16 protein-coding genes are annotated in these 15,240 nt (G+C 62.3%); 7 read left to right on the top strand and 9 right to left on the bottom strand.

Annotation, left to right across the window (positions count from 1 at the left end; all coding sequences use genetic code 11):
- Positions 1-14 precede the first annotated feature (14 nt).
- Together BP737_RS08585 and BP737_RS08580 are read right to left on the bottom strand one after the other, a co-directional pair.
- Positions 15-956: a magnesium transporter CorA family protein gene (locus tag BP737_RS08585; RefSeq protein WP_292410801.1), complete on the bottom strand. Its 942-nt coding sequence runs from the start codon at positions 954-956 to the stop codon at positions 15-17.
- A 97-nt stretch (positions 957-1,053) separates the two neighbouring features.
- The gene (locus BP737_RS08580; RefSeq protein WP_292410812.1) at positions 1,054-2,463 is read right to left on the bottom strand and encodes a DNA-directed DNA polymerase II small subunit; all 1,410 of its coding nucleotides are present in this window, start codon (positions 2,461-2,463) and stop codon (positions 1,054-1,056) included.
- Positions 2,464-2,579: 116 nt separating this feature from the next.
- Between BP737_RS08580 and BP737_RS08575 the strand changes: the two genes are divergently transcribed.
- A complete protein-coding gene (locus BP737_RS08575) occupies positions 2,580-3,245 on the top strand; it encodes a S26 family signal peptidase (RefSeq protein ID WP_292410802.1) in 666 nt (221 codons plus the stop codon).
- A 31-nt stretch (positions 3,246-3,276) separates the two neighbouring features.
- Complete coding sequence (gene cofH / locus BP737_RS08570; protein WP_292410813.1) at positions 3,277-4,365, top strand: 5-amino-6-(D-ribitylamino)uracil--L-tyrosine 4-hydroxyphenyl transferase CofH; 1,089 nt, start codon at positions 3,277-3,279, stop codon at positions 4,363-4,365.
- An 18-nt stretch (positions 4,366-4,383) separates the two neighbouring features.
- On the opposite strand, the gene BP737_RS08565 is transcribed toward cofH, so the two are convergent.
- From BP737_RS08565 to BP737_RS08550, 4 genes are all read right to left on the bottom strand, one after another.
- On the bottom strand, positions 4,384-4,698 hold the full coding sequence (locus tag BP737_RS08565; RefSeq protein ID WP_292410803.1) for a YunC family protein: 315 nt from the start codon (positions 4,696-4,698) through the stop codon (positions 4,384-4,386).
- A 98-nt stretch (positions 4,699-4,796) separates the two neighbouring features.
- The gene (locus tag BP737_RS08560) at positions 4,797-5,348 is read right to left on the bottom strand and encodes a flavodoxin family protein (protein ID WP_292410804.1); all 552 of its coding nucleotides are present in this window, start codon (positions 5,346-5,348) and stop codon (positions 4,797-4,799) included.
- Positions 5,349-5,351: 3 nt separating this feature from the next.
- Positions 5,352-5,801: a GIY-YIG nuclease family protein gene (locus tag BP737_RS08555; protein WP_292410805.1), complete on the bottom strand. Its 450-nt coding sequence runs from the start codon at positions 5,799-5,801 to the stop codon at positions 5,352-5,354.
- Positions 5,794-6,396 carry an MBL fold metallo-hydrolase gene (locus BP737_RS08550; protein WP_292410806.1) on the bottom strand — a complete coding sequence of 201 codons (603 nt, stop codon included), beginning with the start codon at positions 6,394-6,396 and terminating at the stop codon, positions 5,794-5,796. The genes BP737_RS08555 and BP737_RS08550 overlap by 8 nt, the downstream gene beginning before the upstream one ends.
- A gap of 25 nt (positions 6,397-6,421) precedes the next feature.
- On the opposite strand from BP737_RS08550, the gene thiC reads away from it, so the two are divergent.
- Complete coding sequence (gene thiC, locus BP737_RS08545) at positions 6,422-7,714, top strand: phosphomethylpyrimidine synthase ThiC (protein ID WP_394339217.1); 1,293 nt, start codon at positions 6,422-6,424, stop codon at positions 7,712-7,714.
- A gap of 18 nt (positions 7,715-7,732) precedes the next feature.
- Here thiC and BP737_RS08540 read toward each other — a convergent pair whose 3' ends face one another.
- The gene (locus BP737_RS08540; RefSeq protein ID WP_292410808.1) at positions 7,733-8,140 is read right to left on the bottom strand and encodes an arsenate reductase ArsC; all 408 of its coding nucleotides are present in this window, start codon (positions 8,138-8,140) and stop codon (positions 7,733-7,735) included.
- A gap of 35 nt (positions 8,141-8,175) precedes the next feature.
- Entirely contained in the window at positions 8,176-8,568 is a 393-nt protein-coding gene (gene purE, locus BP737_RS08535) for a 5-(carboxyamino)imidazole ribonucleotide mutase (RefSeq protein ID WP_292410809.1), read from the bottom strand.
- A gap of 136 nt (positions 8,569-8,704) precedes the next feature.
- Between purE and BP737_RS08530 the strand changes: the two genes are divergently transcribed.
- Genes BP737_RS08530 through BP737_RS08515 form a run of 4 tightly spaced genes read left to right on the top strand, consistent with a single transcriptional unit; the run spans position 8,705 to position 11,887 of the window.
- The gene (locus BP737_RS08530; RefSeq protein ID WP_292410810.1) at positions 8,705-9,835 is read left to right on the top strand and encodes a pyridoxal-phosphate-dependent aminotransferase family protein; all 1,131 of its coding nucleotides are present in this window, start codon (positions 8,705-8,707) and stop codon (positions 9,833-9,835) included.
- On the top strand, positions 9,832-10,293 hold the full coding sequence (gene ribC / locus BP737_RS08525; RefSeq protein WP_342686120.1) for a riboflavin synthase: 462 nt from the start codon (positions 9,832-9,834) through the stop codon (positions 10,291-10,293). The genes BP737_RS08530 and ribC overlap by 4 nt, the downstream gene beginning before the upstream one ends.
- Before the next feature lie 59 nt (positions 10,294-10,352).
- Positions 10,353-10,760 (top strand): 6,7-dimethyl-8-ribityllumazine synthase, encoded by a 408-nt coding sequence (ribH, locus tag BP737_RS08520; RefSeq protein WP_342686119.1) that lies wholly within the window; start codon positions 10,353-10,355, stop codon positions 10,758-10,760.
- Positions 10,757-11,887: a pyridoxal phosphate-dependent aminotransferase gene (locus BP737_RS08515; RefSeq protein ID WP_342686118.1), complete on the top strand. Its 1,131-nt coding sequence runs from the start codon at positions 10,757-10,759 to the stop codon at positions 11,885-11,887. The genes ribH and BP737_RS08515 overlap by 4 nt, the downstream gene beginning before the upstream one ends.
- Positions 11,888-12,008: 121 nt before the next feature.
- Here BP737_RS08515 and BP737_RS08510 read toward each other — a convergent pair whose 3' ends face one another.
- A complete protein-coding gene (locus BP737_RS08510; RefSeq protein ID WP_342686117.1) occupies positions 12,009-15,101 on the bottom strand; it encodes a type I restriction endonuclease subunit R in 3,093 nt (1,030 codons plus the stop codon).
- Between the last annotated feature and the right edge of the window lie 139 nt (positions 15,102-15,240).

The raw sequence follows: 15,240 nt of genomic DNA, 5'->3' as shown, positions 1-15,240 counted from the left end.
GCCCGAACGTCTGCCTACAGCCACCCTTTCCGATTGATGGCCACCGCAATGAGCGAGGAGACGATCAGGGAGAGGACGAGGATGATGAGAAACCCGTAGGGGTTATCCTGGAGGGGGACCGGGACGTTCATCCCGAGAAAACTTGCTATCATCGTGGGGATCGCGAGGATGATGGTTATCGACGTGAGGAGTTTCAAGATGTTGTTGAAGTTGTTCGATATGATCGATGCAAAGGCGTCCATCGTCTCCGTGAGGATCGTCGAGTAGGTGTTGGCCATCTCGATCGCCTGCTTGTTCTCGATGATGACGTCTTCAAGGAGGTCGGCGTCGTCCTCGTACATCCGGAGCGGCTGGAACGTCAGGGTTTTGTCGAGGACGATCTGGTTACTCTTAAGCGACGTCGAGAAGTAGACCAGGCTCTTTTTCAGGTTCATCAGCTGGATCAGTTCCCGGTTCCGCATCGACTGATTCAGTTCGGCCCCGATCCGGTCGGATATCCGCTCGATCTGGCGCAGGTACTGGAGGAAATAGGATGCGTTCCGAAAGAGGATCTGCAGCACGAACCGGGTCTTCTTAAAGGTATAAAAGTGCTTTACCCGGCCGGTTGTGAAATCCTCAATGATCGCGTTCTCGCGGAGGCAGACGGTGACGATGGTCTCGGGCGCGACGATGATCCCGAGGGGCATCGTCGTGTAGAGGATCGTCTGCTCCGGATAGGGCATCGGAATATCGATGACGATCAGGGTGACGCCGTCTTCGCTCTCGGTCCGCGGGCGCTCCTCCTCGTCGAGCGCCGCCCGGAGATAATCCCCCGGTATCGAGAGTTTCGTCGCGATCTCCCCGATCTCCTCCGCTGAGGGGTTGATCACGGAGACCCAGGACCCGGGTTCGAGCCGCCCGGTCTCTTCCGTCTTTGGCACCGGGGCCGCTTCGACCGTGCGATAGATGCGGAGCATGTCGTCACCTCATCCGGGAGTTCCTCTTCTATCTGATTGTCTGCATAGCGGGATGAAGGTATGGACGGCCGGATACCGCTGTCCGGCACCGGGGCCGTCAACTTCCGTTGAAATTCTCGATCTCCAGCTGAAGCGTCTGGAGGTCGACGACAAACGCCCGCGCGGGCGTGGGGTTGATGTTCATCTGCTTCTGGAACGACGTCTGGGACTGCCAGGTGCCGGTGTTCACCCCGAGGACGCCCCGGTAGTGGGTGATGCCGCAGATGTGGACGTGCCCCGTGAGGAGGATCTCGGGGAGGGGATCGATGACGAGCCGGTCGGTCTTCATCGCGGCGATGGGGGTCCGCATTCCGTAGGGAGCGGCAAGCAACCGGCGTTTCAGCATCTCCTCCATGATCTCGCCCGGCCGTTCGTAACTTGCCCCCGGGATGAGCCCGATCATGTCGTCGATTGCCCGGCCGTGATACATCAGGACCCGGACGCCCTGGAGATTCAGCAGGCAGGGGTTCTCGACGAGGGTGCAGTTCGCCGGGAACGTCCCGGTGAACTCCGGGGGGATTGCCGGCTGCGGTTCGGCCATCCTGACGACGTCGTGGTTCCCCGGGGCGGCAACGATCTTGATCCGGGAGGGCAGGTCCCGGAGCATTTCGCCGAAGATGTCGTACTGCTCGTAGATATTCTTGATCGTCAGTTCGTTCTCCTGTCCGGGATAGATGCCGATGCCGTCGACGAGATCGCCCGCGATCAGGAGGTAGCCGGCGTCGGAGTCCTGGAGCCAGTCGGCGAACCGGTTCCACGCCCCGTCGAGGAAGGTGTTGCTCCCGACGTGGACGTCGGAGATGAGGACCGCCTTTCCGGGCCGGTCGCTCTTGAACGGGGCGTTGTTGATGGGGATGTCGGGGCGGAAAAGCTGCTCGGCGAAGAGGAGCCCCCCGTCGTTCGAGAGTTTTCCCTTGACTCCGATCACCTCGTCAAGGAGGATCCGCTCGGCTTCCGCGAAAGCGTCGCCCTTCCCCTTATTGAAGAGCACCCGGATGGTCCCGGTAGGGTCCTCCACCTCGACGAGCCGGTGCCCCTTGGGGGTCGTCCGGACGTCGGCCACCATCCCGATGATGCTGCACTCCTCGTCCCGGTAGCGGTGGGGGGATTTGACCAGCGCCTCGATCGGCATCGTGGCCATCCTGCCCCGCATCATTGAGGAGAGGCTGTTGTAGCGGTCCCGGAAGTAGTGGACGGCGTCCTCGTGCCCGCTGACGCTCCCTGTCGTCCCGGCGCTCCCCGCGATCACTTCAAGCTCCGGGTCGACGAGGAACCGGGTCCCGTCCCGGACCTTCCGGAGACCCGGGATATGCTCGGGCGAGACGACCAGGGTGCCGCCCGGGACCGCCGCCGCTATCCGGTCGATGAGCGAGGGATCGTTCTGCTCCCGGATGTAACTCACGACGTCGGGATGGACCTGGTGGTTTAGCGCAAGGAACCGGCGTACGATCTCGGCGTTGGCGAGCATGGACTCCATGATATTCTCCCCCGGGCAATATGGGTTTATCTTTTTCGCGTTTCACCCCCGATCCGGATGATCCGGGGAACTTATGTATATGAAGGGATAGCATTCTCTTTAGAACAATGTCGGATAGCACCTGGCTGCAGCGTGCAGCATCGGCTCTCACCGCGTTCCGGGAGAGCGACCACCCGGTCGTCTCTCTCGCCCGGGACCTTCTCTGGGTCGTCGCGGTCGTGGGCGGGATCGCCCTTCTTCTCTACCTCTTCGCCGGCACCTGGCCGGCGGTGGTCACGATTGAGTCGGAGAGCATGGTCCCGAACATGAACGTCGGTGACCTGGTGCTCGTCGTCGACGAAGACCGGTTCGGCTCCTTGACGACCTGGGCCGAGGGAGAGCTGACCGGCTACTCGTCCTTCGGGGACTACGGGAACGTGATCGTCTACCGGCCGAACGGCGCCGATTCCGTCCACCCGATCATTCACCGGGCGATGACCTACGTCGATACCGCGGCCGTGGTGGAGTCGGGCCTCGGGCAGTACTACGAGGACCCGCACGGCGGCTACATCACCAGGGGGGACAACAACCCCTCCATCGACCAGGGGAACCTCCGGATAGTGGGCGTCGGGGTGGTCGAGCCGGTCAGGAAAGAGTGGATCGTCGGGAAGGCCCTCTTCTCGGTGCCGCTCATCGGCTACCTGCCCCTGCACCTTGCGGAGTTCGCCGTCATCGTCATCATCGTTATCCTCATCCACGACTTCGTCCTTGCACGACGAAATGAAGAGAAATAAATCCAGGGACTGCACAAGAGAGTTGTTAACGATGCCGCACTCATTGCACGAATTGCTCGACGACGTGCTCGCCGGCCACCGGCTCACGGAGGAAGAGGCGGTGCGTCTCTTCGAGACGCGCGGCCGGGACGTCTGGGATATCGCCGCCGCGGCGGACGCCCTCCGGGAGCGGAAGGTCGGGGGCATCACCACCTACGTCCGGAACCAGAACATCCACGTCACGAACGTCTGCAAGAATCTCTGCGGACTCTGCGGGTTCGGACGGCGGGCCGGCGACCCGGGGGCGTTCCGCGACGACCTCGCGACCGTGCGGGAGAAGGCCCGGACGGCGATGAGCCGAAACGTCACCGAGATCTGTCTCCTCTCGGGGGTGCATCCGGACTACACGCTCGACTCCTACGTCGACCTCATCTCCTGTGTGCAGGAAGTCGCCCCCTCCGTGGACATCCATACCGCAAGCCCGGACGAGATCGCCTGGGCGGCGGAGCAAAGCGGGGTCTCGACCGTTGAGGTTATTGAGCGGCTCCGCGAGGCGGGCCTCGGGACCCTGCAGGGGACGGCGGCCGAGATCCTGGTGGACCGCGTCCGACAGGTGATCTGTCCGAATAAATGCGATACGGCGACCTGGGTCCGGGTCATCCGGGAGGCGCACCGCCTCGGCATCCGATCGACGGCGACGATCATGTACGGCTCCTGCGAGAGCGAGGCGGACCGGGCCCGGCACCTTGCGATCCTCCGGGAGATCCAGGACGAAACCCACGGGTTCACCGAGTTCGTCCCCCTCTCGTTCCTCCACGAGAAAACCCCTCTCTACCGGGCGGGGCTTGCCCACCCCGGGGCGACCGGCCGGGAAGACATCCTGATGACCGCGGTCGCCCGGCTCTTCCTCGATAACTTCGACCACATCCAGGTCTCCTGGGGAAAGGTGGGGACGAAGATGACGGGGCTGTCGCTCCTCTCGGGTGCGGACGATTTTGGAGGGACGATGTTCTGCGACGACGTCTCGCTCGACGCCGGCGGGGAGGGTTCCGACTACCTGGACCCGGCCGAGATGCAGCGGATCGCAAACGACCTCGGGCGGACGCTCCGGCAGCGGACGACGACCTACGAGTTGGTGTGAAGCCGGCCTTCGGCCGTCTCACATCCGGTTCAGGGCCTCCCTTCCCGGCATCCCTATCTCGATGCGGCGCTGCACCGCCGGGAGGTTTGCCGCCTTCACCTCGGCGTCCATCAGGTCGTCGAGGGTATCGAGGGTCGAATCCTCCGAGACCCCGACGATCGCTGCAGGGATCTCGTTGTTTGCCAGCGCTTCGATGTCGAACCCGTCGGTCCCGATCATTCCCTCATCGGTCACCCAGGCCATCAGGCTGGTGCTCCCGACCGGGATGACGTAGCCGAATGCGTCCTTGTAACTGAGCCTTGTGCGTTGGTGACACAGGATCTGCTGAGCCATGGCTGCGGGAATGTCCCCGGTGATTAATAAGTGTATGCCCTCCGGCGGACGAACCCGGCATCCGACGGTAGCGGCACTTTCTTCGAGGATGTGCCCTTTCAGTCCTCCGGCCGGAGGTATCTGACGATTGTATCCGCAACGCCCGCGGCGCTCTTCATCGCGTGTTCGTCGGAGAGGACGTCGCCCGGCATATACCCCCTGGCGCAGACGTAGCCGAGGTATGAGAACTCGTGGGCGTTCAGGAACCCTTCCAGCGTCTCGAGGGAACGTTCGCCCCCCCGGTCGGCGCAGACGGCGACGGCTACCGCTCTCCTTCCCGCGAGCCGTCTGTCGTGATAGAGGGAGTAGGTCCGGTCGATCAGGTTCTTCGTCTGGCCGTTGATGTCGTAGTAATATGTCGGGGCGCCGAGGACCAGCACCTCGCAGTCGATCATCTTCTGCGCTACAGAACCCCAATCGTCGTCCTCCGTTACGCACCACTTCGCCTCCCGGCAGGCCTCGCAGCCGGTGCAGGGCCGGATATCCATATCGGCGAGCGTCAGGTATTCGGTCTCGATGCCCGCCTTCCGCACCCGGTCGAGGATGGTGGTGACGAGGAGTGCGGTGTTGCCGTTCTTGCGCATGCTTCCGGAGATGCCTAGGACCTTCATGACCTAGTGCTCGCTCCCCTCGTTCTTGATTCTTGTGATCCGGGCGTCGAGGCCAAGACCCCGGAACGCTGCGAGGACCTCCCGGACCGGGTCGCCCGGGCGGTAGAAGAGGTGGGAAGGGCAGGTGCAGTCGCTGCACCCGAACCCGGGGACGAAAGACCCGCCGACGGCGCGGGCGAGGTCGCACTCGCAGTCCCGGTCGGTGACGGCGGTGACGGCGGCGGCAAGGGTGAAGCGCGGGTCGAGGAGGAGGCGGTCGATGTGCCACCGGGGCTGGCGGTCGCGGAGGAAGGCGAGGTTTACGTGCCTGTTCACCCGGGCAAGCCCGCCGCTCCCCTGCGCCGAGCCGACGTAAATGTGCCGTCCTTCCGAAAACTCCCTTGTCCCCGGGGCGCCGATGCGGACTTCACAACGCGGGTTTTCGAGGATGAGGGCGTAGACCCCCTTATCCATGGTGCCGGAGCGCCTCCCGGGCGGCCGCAATATGCCTCCAACCGTCGCAGGCGACGGGTTCGCCGTGTCCAGGATAGAGCCCCTCGACCGCAATCTTGCTCAGACGATCGAGGGATGCCGCGAGCGCCGTGCGGTCTCCGCCGGGAAAATCGTAGCGTCCGAAGGAACCGCCGGTGAAGACGGTGTCCCCCGAGAAGAGCACCTTCGCCGCCGCGTCGTAGAGGCAGATCCCGCCCGGCGTGTGCCCGGGGGTGTGGATCACGCGGAGGCTCCCGACGCGGTCGCCGTCGGAGAGAGTGACGTCGGGGACGATCCCGGGTGCCCGGGCGCCGAAGTGCCCGGCGAGGCTCCGGGCGTCGTCGGAGAGGCCGGGCGCGTCCGCTTCATGGATGCAGACGACGGCATCGCCGCAGAGCCGGGATATCTCCCTGACATGGGCGATATGGTCGTAATGGGCGTGGGTGATGACAATCGTCTCGATCTCTCCGGCGTACGGTTCCACCGCCGTCGGGAGAACGCCCGCATCCACAAGGATCTTCCCGTAAACGAACGAGTTGGCATAGGCCGTGCCGCTTGCGATCCACCGGACTGGCATGCAGACTAATATGGCTTCCGGACAAATGGTTTTTATGCATACTCTGATCTCCGCATGCCTGAGCGGGGTTCCCCCGGAGGTGGAGGCAATCGCCCGGGAAGAGGACCTCGTGCCGTACCGTGCCGCACGGGCCGTCGCCCGCGGACGGATCGTCATCCCGGCAAACCCCGTGCGGGCGCACCGGCTCTGCGCCATCGGGGAGGGGTGCAGGGTGCGGGTCAACGTGAACGTCGGGACGTCGGGAACCCGGTGCGACGAGGACCTCGAGGTCGAGAAGGCGAAGGCGGCCCTCCGCGAGGGGGCGGACGCATTGATGGACCTCTCGACCGGCGGTGATCTTGCCCGAATCCGGCGCCGGGTTCTCGCTCTCGACGCACCCGTCGGGACGGTCCCGGTTTACGAAGCGGTGCGGCGGGCGGGGAACGCGGCCGACGTGGACGCCGATCTGCTCTTTTCGGTGATCCGGGAGCACTGCCGACAGGGCGTGGACTTCCTGACCCTGCACTGCGGCGTGAACCGTGAAGCCCTCGCATCGCTCCAGGCAGACCCCCGGACGATGGGCGTTGTCAGCCGGGGCGGGGCGTTTCACGTGGCGATGATGGCCGCGACCGGCGAGGAGAATCCTCTTTATGCCGAGTATGACTACCTGCTCGAGATCCTCGCCGAGTACGACGTGGTTGCAAGCCTCGGCGACGGGATGCGCCCGGGTGCGCTCGTGGACGCCGGGCGCCTCGCGAAGACGACGGAGTACCTGACGCTCGGGCATCTCGCGAAGCGGGCGCTTGCCGCCGGGGTGCAGCGGATGATCGAGGGGCCGGGGCATATCCCGGCCGACCAGATCGGCTACAACGTCCGGACGCTCAAGGAGCTGACCGACGGCGCCCCGCTCTACCTGCTCGGTCCGCTCGTGACCGACGTGGCGCCGGGCTACGACCACGTGGTGGCGGCGATAGGCGGCGTGATTGCCGGAATGAACGGCGCCGACTTCCTCTGCATGGTCTCGCCGAGCGAGCACCTGGCGCTCCCGGACCTCCACGACATCGTGGAGGGGACGAGGGTGGCGAGGATCGCCGCGCACGTCGGGAGCCTCTCCCGCGCCGCCGCAAAGACGAAGAACCGCGAGATCCGGATGGCGGAGGCGCGGCGGGCGCTCGACTGGGAGAAGCAGTTCGAGACGGCGCTCGTCCCGGAGGAGGCCCGGCGCATCCACGAGCGGGACGGGGAGATCGAGACCTGCTCGATGTGCGGCGACCTCTGCGCCATAAAGATGGTGCGGGATATCCTCAAGGCGCCGCCGAAGGACCGGCCGGAGCCCTGAGGGGTTTTCGCCCGCTATTCACTTTCCGCCGAACTTCCCGTCGATCCAGGCGCATATTGCGTCCCGGCTCCGCCGGTAGGCCGTAAAGACCTTGTCCGGGGTCCCGGTGGCCCTGGCCGGGTCCGGGAAGTCGGCGTGGATCGTCTCTCGTGTCCAGGGAAACATCGGGCAGACCCCCCCGGAGCAGAGCGCGACCACGTAGTCCATCTCTTTTCCGTCGAAGAGGCCGAGGTCTTTCGCCCGCTGCCCGGCGATATCGATCCCGATCTCGTTCATCACCTGCACGGTCGTCGGGTTGAGCGCCGTGGGGGCGATCCCGGCGGAACAGGCCTCGTAGCGGTCGCCGTAGCGGGCGCGAAGGTAGCCTTCGGCCATCTGGGTCCGGTCGGCGTTATTCGTGCCGATGAAGAGCACTCTCTGCTTCATACTCTCTTCTTATCGGCCGGGGTAAAAAGGGTATGTCAGGCGCCGGAGACGCCGAGGATCCGGACCGCGAGCAGGGCGGCGTTCTCGCCGTTGTCCACTCCGACGCAGGCCACCGGGACGCCTTTCGGCATCTGGGCGATCGAGAGGAGAGCGTCGAGTCCCATCAGTTTTCCGCTCACCGGGACGCCGATCACCGGCCGCCGCGTCTTCGAGGCGATCACTCCCGGGAGGGCCGCCGAGAGCCCGGCGATTGCGATGAAGACCCGGGCATTGCTCCCCTTCACGTATTCGTCCAGTTTATCGGGGTCGCGGTGCGCCGAGATCACCCGGTAGTCGTAGGATACGCCCTGCTCCTTCAGAATCGCAAACGCCTTCTCCGCGATGGGGCCGTCCGAGGCCGAACCGCAGATCACTGCGACATCAACCATAACTCCTTCTGGTATGCTTCTGCCTCCTCATCTCTCTGTCGATACCGCATCGTGGGAGAGGTTGATATGAATCCACATCCAAGTTCCTTGAGGAACTTGCGTCCAGATTCGACTAGACGATAGGGACTGATCTATCATGGAAAACGAACCGCTCCTTATGATCCCCGGGCCGGTACCGATCCCGCAGCGGGTCCGCGCCGCAATGACACGACAGGCCATCAACCACCGCGGTCCCGAGTTCGGGGCCGCGTACGCGGACACCGTTCGGACCTTAAAGACCCTCTTTGGCACCGCGAACGAACTTTATATCATCAGCGGGTCGGGGACCGCCGGCATGGAGGCCGGCGTCGCGAACTTCGCACGGGACAGAAAGATCGTCTCGCTTGTCAACGGCAAGTTCGGCGACCGGTTTGCCAAGATCGGAGCACGCTACGGCAGCGTTACCGCCCTCGAATCGGAGTGGGGGACCCCGCTCGACCTTGACGGCCTTGCGCGGGAACTCGAGGCCGGGGCCGAGGTCGTCACCATGGTCCACAACGAGACGAGCGCCGGTATCAAGAACCCCGCGCCCGAGGTCGGAAAACTTGCCCGGAAGCACGACGCGCTTTTCATCATGGACGGGGTCACCTCCATCGGCGGCGACGACGTCCGGATGGACGAGTGGGGCGTTGATGTCGCCGTCGTCGGCTCGCAGAAGTGCCTCGCCGCCCCGGCGGGTCTCGCGGCCGTTGCGGTCAGCGAACGCGCCTGGGACCGGATATCCGAGAAGCGCCCCTTCTACCTCGATATGGCCGCATACCGCAAGAGCGGCAAGAGCGCCCCGATGGAGACCCCTTACACCCCGGCGGTCCCGCTCTTCCTCGCGCTGCACGAGGCCTGCAGGATGATCGAGGAGGAAGGCGTCGGTGCCCGGATCGCCCGCCACCACCGGATGGCAGCCGCCGTCCGCGCCGCGGCGAAGGGGTGGGGCGTCGACCTCTTCCCGAAGCTCGACGCGTACCACGCCTACTCGAACACCGCGACCGCCATGCGGATTCCGGGCGGCGTCACCGACAAAGACCTGCGGGGAACCGTCAAGAAGTTCGGGATCGAGATCGCCGGCGGCCAGGACCACCTCAAGGGCAAGATCTTCCGGATCGGCACCATGGGCGGTGTGGGAGCGCAGGAAATCCTCAGCACCCTTGCGGCCGTCCAGTTCGCTCTCAGGAAGGCCGGGTTTGAGGCGGGCGACGGCGTCGAGGTGGCCGCCGGGGTGCTCCTCGAATGAAGATCGGGATCGCCGACACCACGTTTGCCCGGGTCGATATGGGCGGGATCGCCGCGGATGAGATCCGGAAGCATGCGAGCGTGGGGCTGGAGCGTTACGTCGTCCCCGGCATCAAGGACCTCCCGGTGGCGTGCAAGAAGTTGATCGAGGAGCGGGGGTGTGACCTCGTGATGGCGCTCGGGATGCCCGGGCGGGCCGAGAAGGACAAGGTCTGCGCCCACGAGGCCTCGCAGGGCCTCATCCTCTGCCAGCTCATGACGAATCGGCACATCATCGAGGTCTTCGTCCACGAGGACGAGGCAAAGGACGCAAAGGAGCTTGCCTGGCTGATGGAGCAGCGGACGAGGGAGCATGCGGTGAACGCCGTCAGGCTCGCCCTCCACCCGAAGGAGCTTGAAAAACTCGCCGGGACCGGCCAGCGGCAGGGGTTCGAGGACGTCGGGCCTGCACGTCTCTAGTGCGAAAAGTGAGGATTATCAACAACCGGTGCGAGTAGTACCATAAGGATAGGATTGAAATGACGATAAAACTTGGATTTGTCGTCGCGGAGTTCAACCGCGACATCACCTATATGATGGAGATCGAGGCCCGCGAACATGCCCGGTTCCTCGGGGCGGAGGTAACCGAGACGTTCTACGTCCCCGGCGCCTACGATATGCCGCTCGCCATCAAGAAACTGCTCAACGAGGGGAATGTCGACGCGGTCGTCACCATCGGGTGCGTCATCGAGGGCGCCACCCAGCACGACGAGATCGTCGTCCAGCATGCCGCGCGTAAGATCATCGACCTCTCTCTCGAGTACGATAAGCCCGTCTCCCTCGGCATCTCCGGGCCGGGGATGACCCGGATGGAAGCGACCGAGCGTATCGACTACGCCAAGCGTGCTGTGGAGTCGGCCGTGAAGATGGTCCAGCGATTGGGATGAAGAGCCTCTCAGAAAAGGTTTCTGGCATACCTCCCTCCGCGACGATAGAGATCTCGAACGCCGCGAAGAAAATGGCCGCGGAGGGCGTCGACGTCGTCAGCCTCTCGATCGGGGAGCCGGACTTCGACACCCCGACGCACATCAAGGACGCCTGCATCGAGGCCCTCAGGAGGGGAGAGACCCACTACGCCCCGAGCACCGGAATCCCTGCGCTGACGGGCGCGATAGCGGAGAAGATAACCCGGGAAAACGGGTTTTCTGCACGGCAGGGCGAGGTGATCGTCACCTGCGGCGCGAAGGACGCCATCTACGAGGCGATGGAGGCCGTGCTGAACCCCGGAGACGAGGTGATCGTCCTCGATCCCTCGTGGGTCTCCTACGAGCCCTGCGCCCGGCTCAGCGGTGCGCGCGCCCGGCACCATGCTCTCTCTCCCGCGACGTTTCAGGTCGACGATACGCTGCTTGAGGCCGTCGGGACCCGGACGAAGATGATCGTGGTCAACTCTCCCTCGAACCCCTCCGGTGCGGTGCTGAACGGGGACTCAATCCGGCTGATCGCCGATATCTGCCGGGACCACGACCTTTTCGCTCTCTCCGACGAGATCTACGAGAAGCTGGTCTACGGGAAGGAGCATGTCTCTCTCGCCTCCCTTCCCGGGATGGCGGAACGGACGATCACCGTCAACGGGTTCTCGAAGGCCTACGCGATGACCGGGTGGCGGGTCGGCTACGCGGTCGCTCCCCGGCCGATCGTCCGGCAGATGGAGAAGGTGCAGCAGCACACCATATCGCACCCGACGACGTTTGCGATGTTCGGCGCCCTCGCTGCGCTCCGGGGCAGCCAGGACTGCGTTGAATCGATGCGCCGCGAGTTCGAGCGTCGGCGCGACTACTTTGTCCCGGCGCTCCGCGACCTCGGCTACGCCACGGCTCCTGCGGACGGGGCGTTCTACGCCTACGTGATGGTCGAGGGCGACGATATGGCGATCGCCCGCTCGTGGCTCCGTGAGGCCCACGTGGCGGTCACCCCGGGAACTGCGTTCGGCACCCCCGGCTGGCTCCGCCTCTCCTACGCGACCTCGATGGAAAGCCTCAGGGAAGCCGTCGGGCGGATCGCGCGAATCTAAACGACCTTATCTTTGTATGAAAATCTGCGAAGGGTGTTGGTGGCCTCTCCTCTCTCACCCATGGCCACCCGGCCATTTTAATTCTCTATGCATGTTGCCCGGGCACCATGAGGGTTTTTAGCTAATTATCCGTCCACATCTCGCACTGACCGATGACGGTGGCGATAGCGTCTTCCATACCCTCCGGAGGGTACTTGTACTTCTTCAGCAGTTTCTTGACCATGCGGCGCATACCGGCGCGGGCGGACTCCTTCTTCTGCCAGTCGATGGTACGGTTTTTGCGGAGCATATCCGTGAGTTCGTGGGTCATCGCCACGAGTTCCTCGTTCTGGTAGAAGTCCTTGACAGCTTCGGGTCGGGTCAGGGCATCGTAGAACGCCAACTCCTCGTCGGTCAAGCCCATCGCGTCGCCCTCCGCTTGGGCAGAAGCCATATCCTTTGCCATCTTCATCAGTTCGGCGATGACTTCCTCGTTGGAGAGCATACCGTTGAGGTACGCTTTCATTGCACGGGAGAGCATTTCTGAGAATTTCTCGCTCTTGACGAGGTTCGTCCGGCGGTAAAGCGACACCTGCTCGGCAAGCAGCTTTTTCAAAATCTCGACGGCAAGGTTGCGCTCTTTCATCTTGGCGATTTCATCGAGGAACTTCGGGTCGAAGAGCGAAAATTCCGTGTTTACGTCGGAGAACAGGTTGATAACGCCCTCGCTCTGAATGCTCGCTTTCAGCAGTTCGTTGATACGGGCGTTGATTTCTTTCAGGGAGAGTGGCTTGCCCTCACCTGTGATACGGGTGAGGAGTGTCCGCACCGCCTCAAAGTAGGCGGCTTCAAACCGCTGCTCGGCATTGAGCAGCGAGCGGCAGAGGGACAAAGCCTGACGGAGTAGCATTGCCTCTTTGATAAATACGTCCTTTTTGCTCGGCGTGTCCGCGTAAGCCGCCGACGACTCGGCGACCATTGAAGCCCGCCGGTTGTAACCTTCACGGACCACACTGGACTTTGCTCTTTCAATGCTCGAAAGGAAGTTCACGCCGCCCGTAATGGTCCTGGCACGGACAAGGTCGCTCTCGGTCGCCATAAACGCCGAGTAGTCGAAGCCGTGGAATAGATCGCGGCAAACTTCCAGTTTCTCGATGAACTTCGGCAGCGCAGTCTTGGCAATGTCGGTATCGCCGTAGTTGTTCTTGTCGCGGTTGGTGTAGTCGTTCATCGCCTGCTTCAGCGCGGAAGCGATGCCGACGTAATCGACCACCAAGCCGCCTTCTTTATCCTTGTAAACACGGTTGACACGAGCGATTGCCTGCATCAGGCTGTGTCCCGCCATCGGCTTGTAAACGTACATTGTAGCCAGTGACGGCACGTCAAAACCCGTCAGCCACATATCAACAACGATAGCGATTTTCAGCGGGTCGTCATTGTCCTTGAACCGATTTGCCATCTCGTTGCGGTGGCGTTTGTTGCCGATGACGCCCCGCCACCCTTCGGGGTCTTTGTTACTCTCAGTCATCACCACGCCGACCTTCTCCGCCCATTCGGGGCGAAGTTCCAACAGTTTACGATAGATTTTCATGGCGATAGCGCGGGAATAGGAGACTATCATCGCCTTGCCCGTCAATTCGTACTGGCGGTTCTCCTCGTAGTGCTTGATGATGTCCTCGCACAGGGTGGTTATGGTCTGCTCCGCGCCGAGGATGGATTCCATCTGTCCGAGTTCCTTCTTGCTTTTCTCAATGGCATATGGCTCGGCGTTTTGTGCCATAATGTCGTACTCAGCATCTATGCGCCGTAGAATATCTTCGTCCAGTTTTAGGTGGATGACACGGCTCTCGTAGTAGACGGGGCGGGTCGCGCCGTCCTCCACGGCTTGGGTCATATCGTAGATGTCGATGTAGTTGCCGAACACCTCGATGGTGGAGCGGTCTTTGCTTGAAATAGGCGTTCCCGTAAAGCCTATGTAGGTCGCGTTGGGCAGGCTGTCGCGGATAATGCGAGCCGTCCCGAGGATGACACGGCCTGTTTTCGCATCCACCTTTTCCTCCAAGCCATACTGCCCGCGATGGGCTTCATCAGCCATCACAACGATATTTCGGCGGTCGGAGAGGATTTCGAAGGATTCCTCGAACTTCTGCATCGTGGTGAAGATGATGCCATTGGCTTGCCGTCCTGCGAGTAGTTCTTTCAGGTGAACACGGCTTTCGGCGTGTAGGGGTGTTTGGCGTAGGAAGGACGCGCACTTGGCAAACTGCCCGAAAAGCTGGTCGTCAAGGTCGTTGCGATCTGTGAGGACAACGATGGTTGGCGAGTTCAGAGCCTCTTGGAGTAGATGGGCGTAGAACACCATCGACAGCGATTTGCCGCTGCCCTGGGTATGCCAGAACACGCCGCCCTTGCCATCCGTGACGGTGGCTTTGACTGTGGAGGCTACGGCTTTCCGCACGGCGAAATACTGGTGATACGCACCGAGAATTTTTGCGTCCCCAGAGAAGCAGATGAAGTTCCTGATAATGTCGAGCAACCGCACCTTGTCGAACATTCCCTCAATGAAAGTGTCGAATTGGGCGTACTGCGTATTCTCGTAACTGCCGTCTTTCGTTTTCCACTCCATAAAACGGTCTTCACCCGCCGTGAGAGTTCCCGCCCTGGACATGGCAAGATCGCTCATCACGAGAAAGGCGTTGTAGATGAACAGGGACGGTATCTCGTGCATATAGTTCCGCAGTTGCAGAAACGCCTCACTCACATCGGTTTCCTCGCGGGAGGGCGACTTCAACTCAAACACGACCACAGGCAGACCGTTCAGGAACACGATAATGTCCGGGCGTTTTTCGCTGTTCTCGGTGATTGTCCACTGGTTGGCGATAATGAACGAGTTCCGTTCTACGTTCTCGTAGTCCACGAGATACACGAGCGCAGCCCGTTGCTCGCCCCTGTCGTAATAGTTGATCGATACGCCGTTTTGGAGGTAATCCATAAACTGAACATTCTTCTGCTGGAATGTGCCGCCCTCGAAATTCTGCAGTTTATATATCGCCTCGGCAAGCGCGGCTTCCGGAAGTTTCGGATTGACCTTCCGCAGGGCGGGCAGCAACTCGTCTGTATAGAGCGGGTCGGTGTAGTCCCGCGTCAGGTCGGGCGCGTAAACATAGTCGTAGCCCAGGGTGCCGCGGAACACCTCTATGACAGCGTTTTCGTAGTTGGCTTCAGTATATGGCATAGGATAGCCTTCGCTTACATTCTATCGTCGCGCCCAAAGGTGATAAATCTCCTTAATTAACTTGTCTTTCATACTTCCTCCTGCCTTTCGATAAAAATTTGTTTTTTAGAGGCAGGGGGAGTGATAAATCATCATTTAG

The organism is Methanoculleus sp. UBA291, from assembly GCF_002499755.1.
GTDB lineage: Archaea > Halobacteriota > Methanomicrobia > Methanomicrobiales > Methanoculleaceae > Methanoculleus > Methanoculleus palmolei.
Note: the sequence above shows the minus strand (reverse complement) of the source record. Positions and strands in the feature narration are given on the sequence as shown.

What these genes read in the sequence shown, in the direction of transcription:
- BP737_RS08580 (WP_292410812.1), bottom strand. Translation starts at nt 2,463, where the DNA reads ATGCTCGCCAACGCCGAGATCGTACGCCGGTTCCTTGCGCTAAACCAC.
- cofH (WP_292410813.1), top strand. Translation starts at nt 3,277, where the DNA reads ATGCCGCACTCATTGCACGAATTGCTCGACGACGTGCTCGCCGGCCAC.
- ribH (WP_342686119.1), top strand. Translation starts at nt 10,353, where the DNA reads ATGACGATAAAACTTGGATTTGTCGTCGCGGAGTTCAACCGCGACATC.
- BP737_RS08555 (WP_292410805.1), bottom strand. Translation starts at nt 5,801, where the DNA reads ATGGATAAGGGGGTCTACGCCCTCATCCTCGAAAACCCGCGTTGTGAA.
- BP737_RS08575 (WP_292410802.1), top strand. Translation starts at nt 2,580, where the DNA reads ATGTCGGATAGCACCTGGCTGCAGCGTGCAGCATCGGCTCTCACCGCG.
- BP737_RS08550 (WP_292410806.1), bottom strand. Translation starts at nt 6,396, where the DNA reads ATGCCAGTCCGGTGGATCGCAAGCGGCACGGCCTATGCCAACTCGTTC.
- BP737_RS08530 (WP_292410810.1), top strand. Translation starts at nt 8,705, where the DNA reads ATGGAAAACGAACCGCTCCTTATGATCCCCGGGCCGGTACCGATCCCG.
- purE (WP_292410809.1), bottom strand. Translation starts at nt 8,568, where the DNA reads ATGGTTGATGTCGCAGTGATCTGCGGTTCGGCCTCGGACGGCCCCATC.
- BP737_RS08540 (WP_292410808.1), bottom strand. Translation starts at nt 8,140, where the DNA reads ATGAAGCAGAGAGTGCTCTTCATCGGCACGAATAACGCCGACCGGACC.
- BP737_RS08560 (WP_292410804.1), bottom strand. Translation starts at nt 5,348, where the DNA reads ATGAAGGTCCTAGGCATCTCCGGAAGCATGCGCAAGAACGGCAACACC.
- BP737_RS08565 (WP_292410803.1), bottom strand. Translation starts at nt 4,698, where the DNA reads ATGGCTCAGCAGATCCTGTGTCACCAACGCACAAGGCTCAGTTACAAG.
- BP737_RS08515 (WP_342686118.1), top strand. Translation starts at nt 10,757, where the DNA reads ATGAAGAGCCTCTCAGAAAAGGTTTCTGGCATACCTCCCTCCGCGACG.
- BP737_RS08585 (WP_292410801.1), bottom strand. Translation starts at nt 956, where the DNA reads ATGCTCCGCATCTATCGCACGGTCGAAGCGGCCCCGGTGCCAAAGACG.
- ribC (WP_342686120.1), top strand. Translation starts at nt 9,832, where the DNA reads ATGAAGATCGGGATCGCCGACACCACGTTTGCCCGGGTCGATATGGGC.
- thiC (WP_394339217.1), top strand. Translation starts at nt 6,422, where the DNA reads ATGGTTTTTATGCATACTCTGATCTCCGCATGCCTGAGCGGGGTTCCC.
- BP737_RS08510 (WP_342686117.1), bottom strand. Translation starts at nt 15,101, where the DNA reads ATGCCATATACTGAAGCCAACTACGAAAACGCTGTCATAGAGGTGTTC.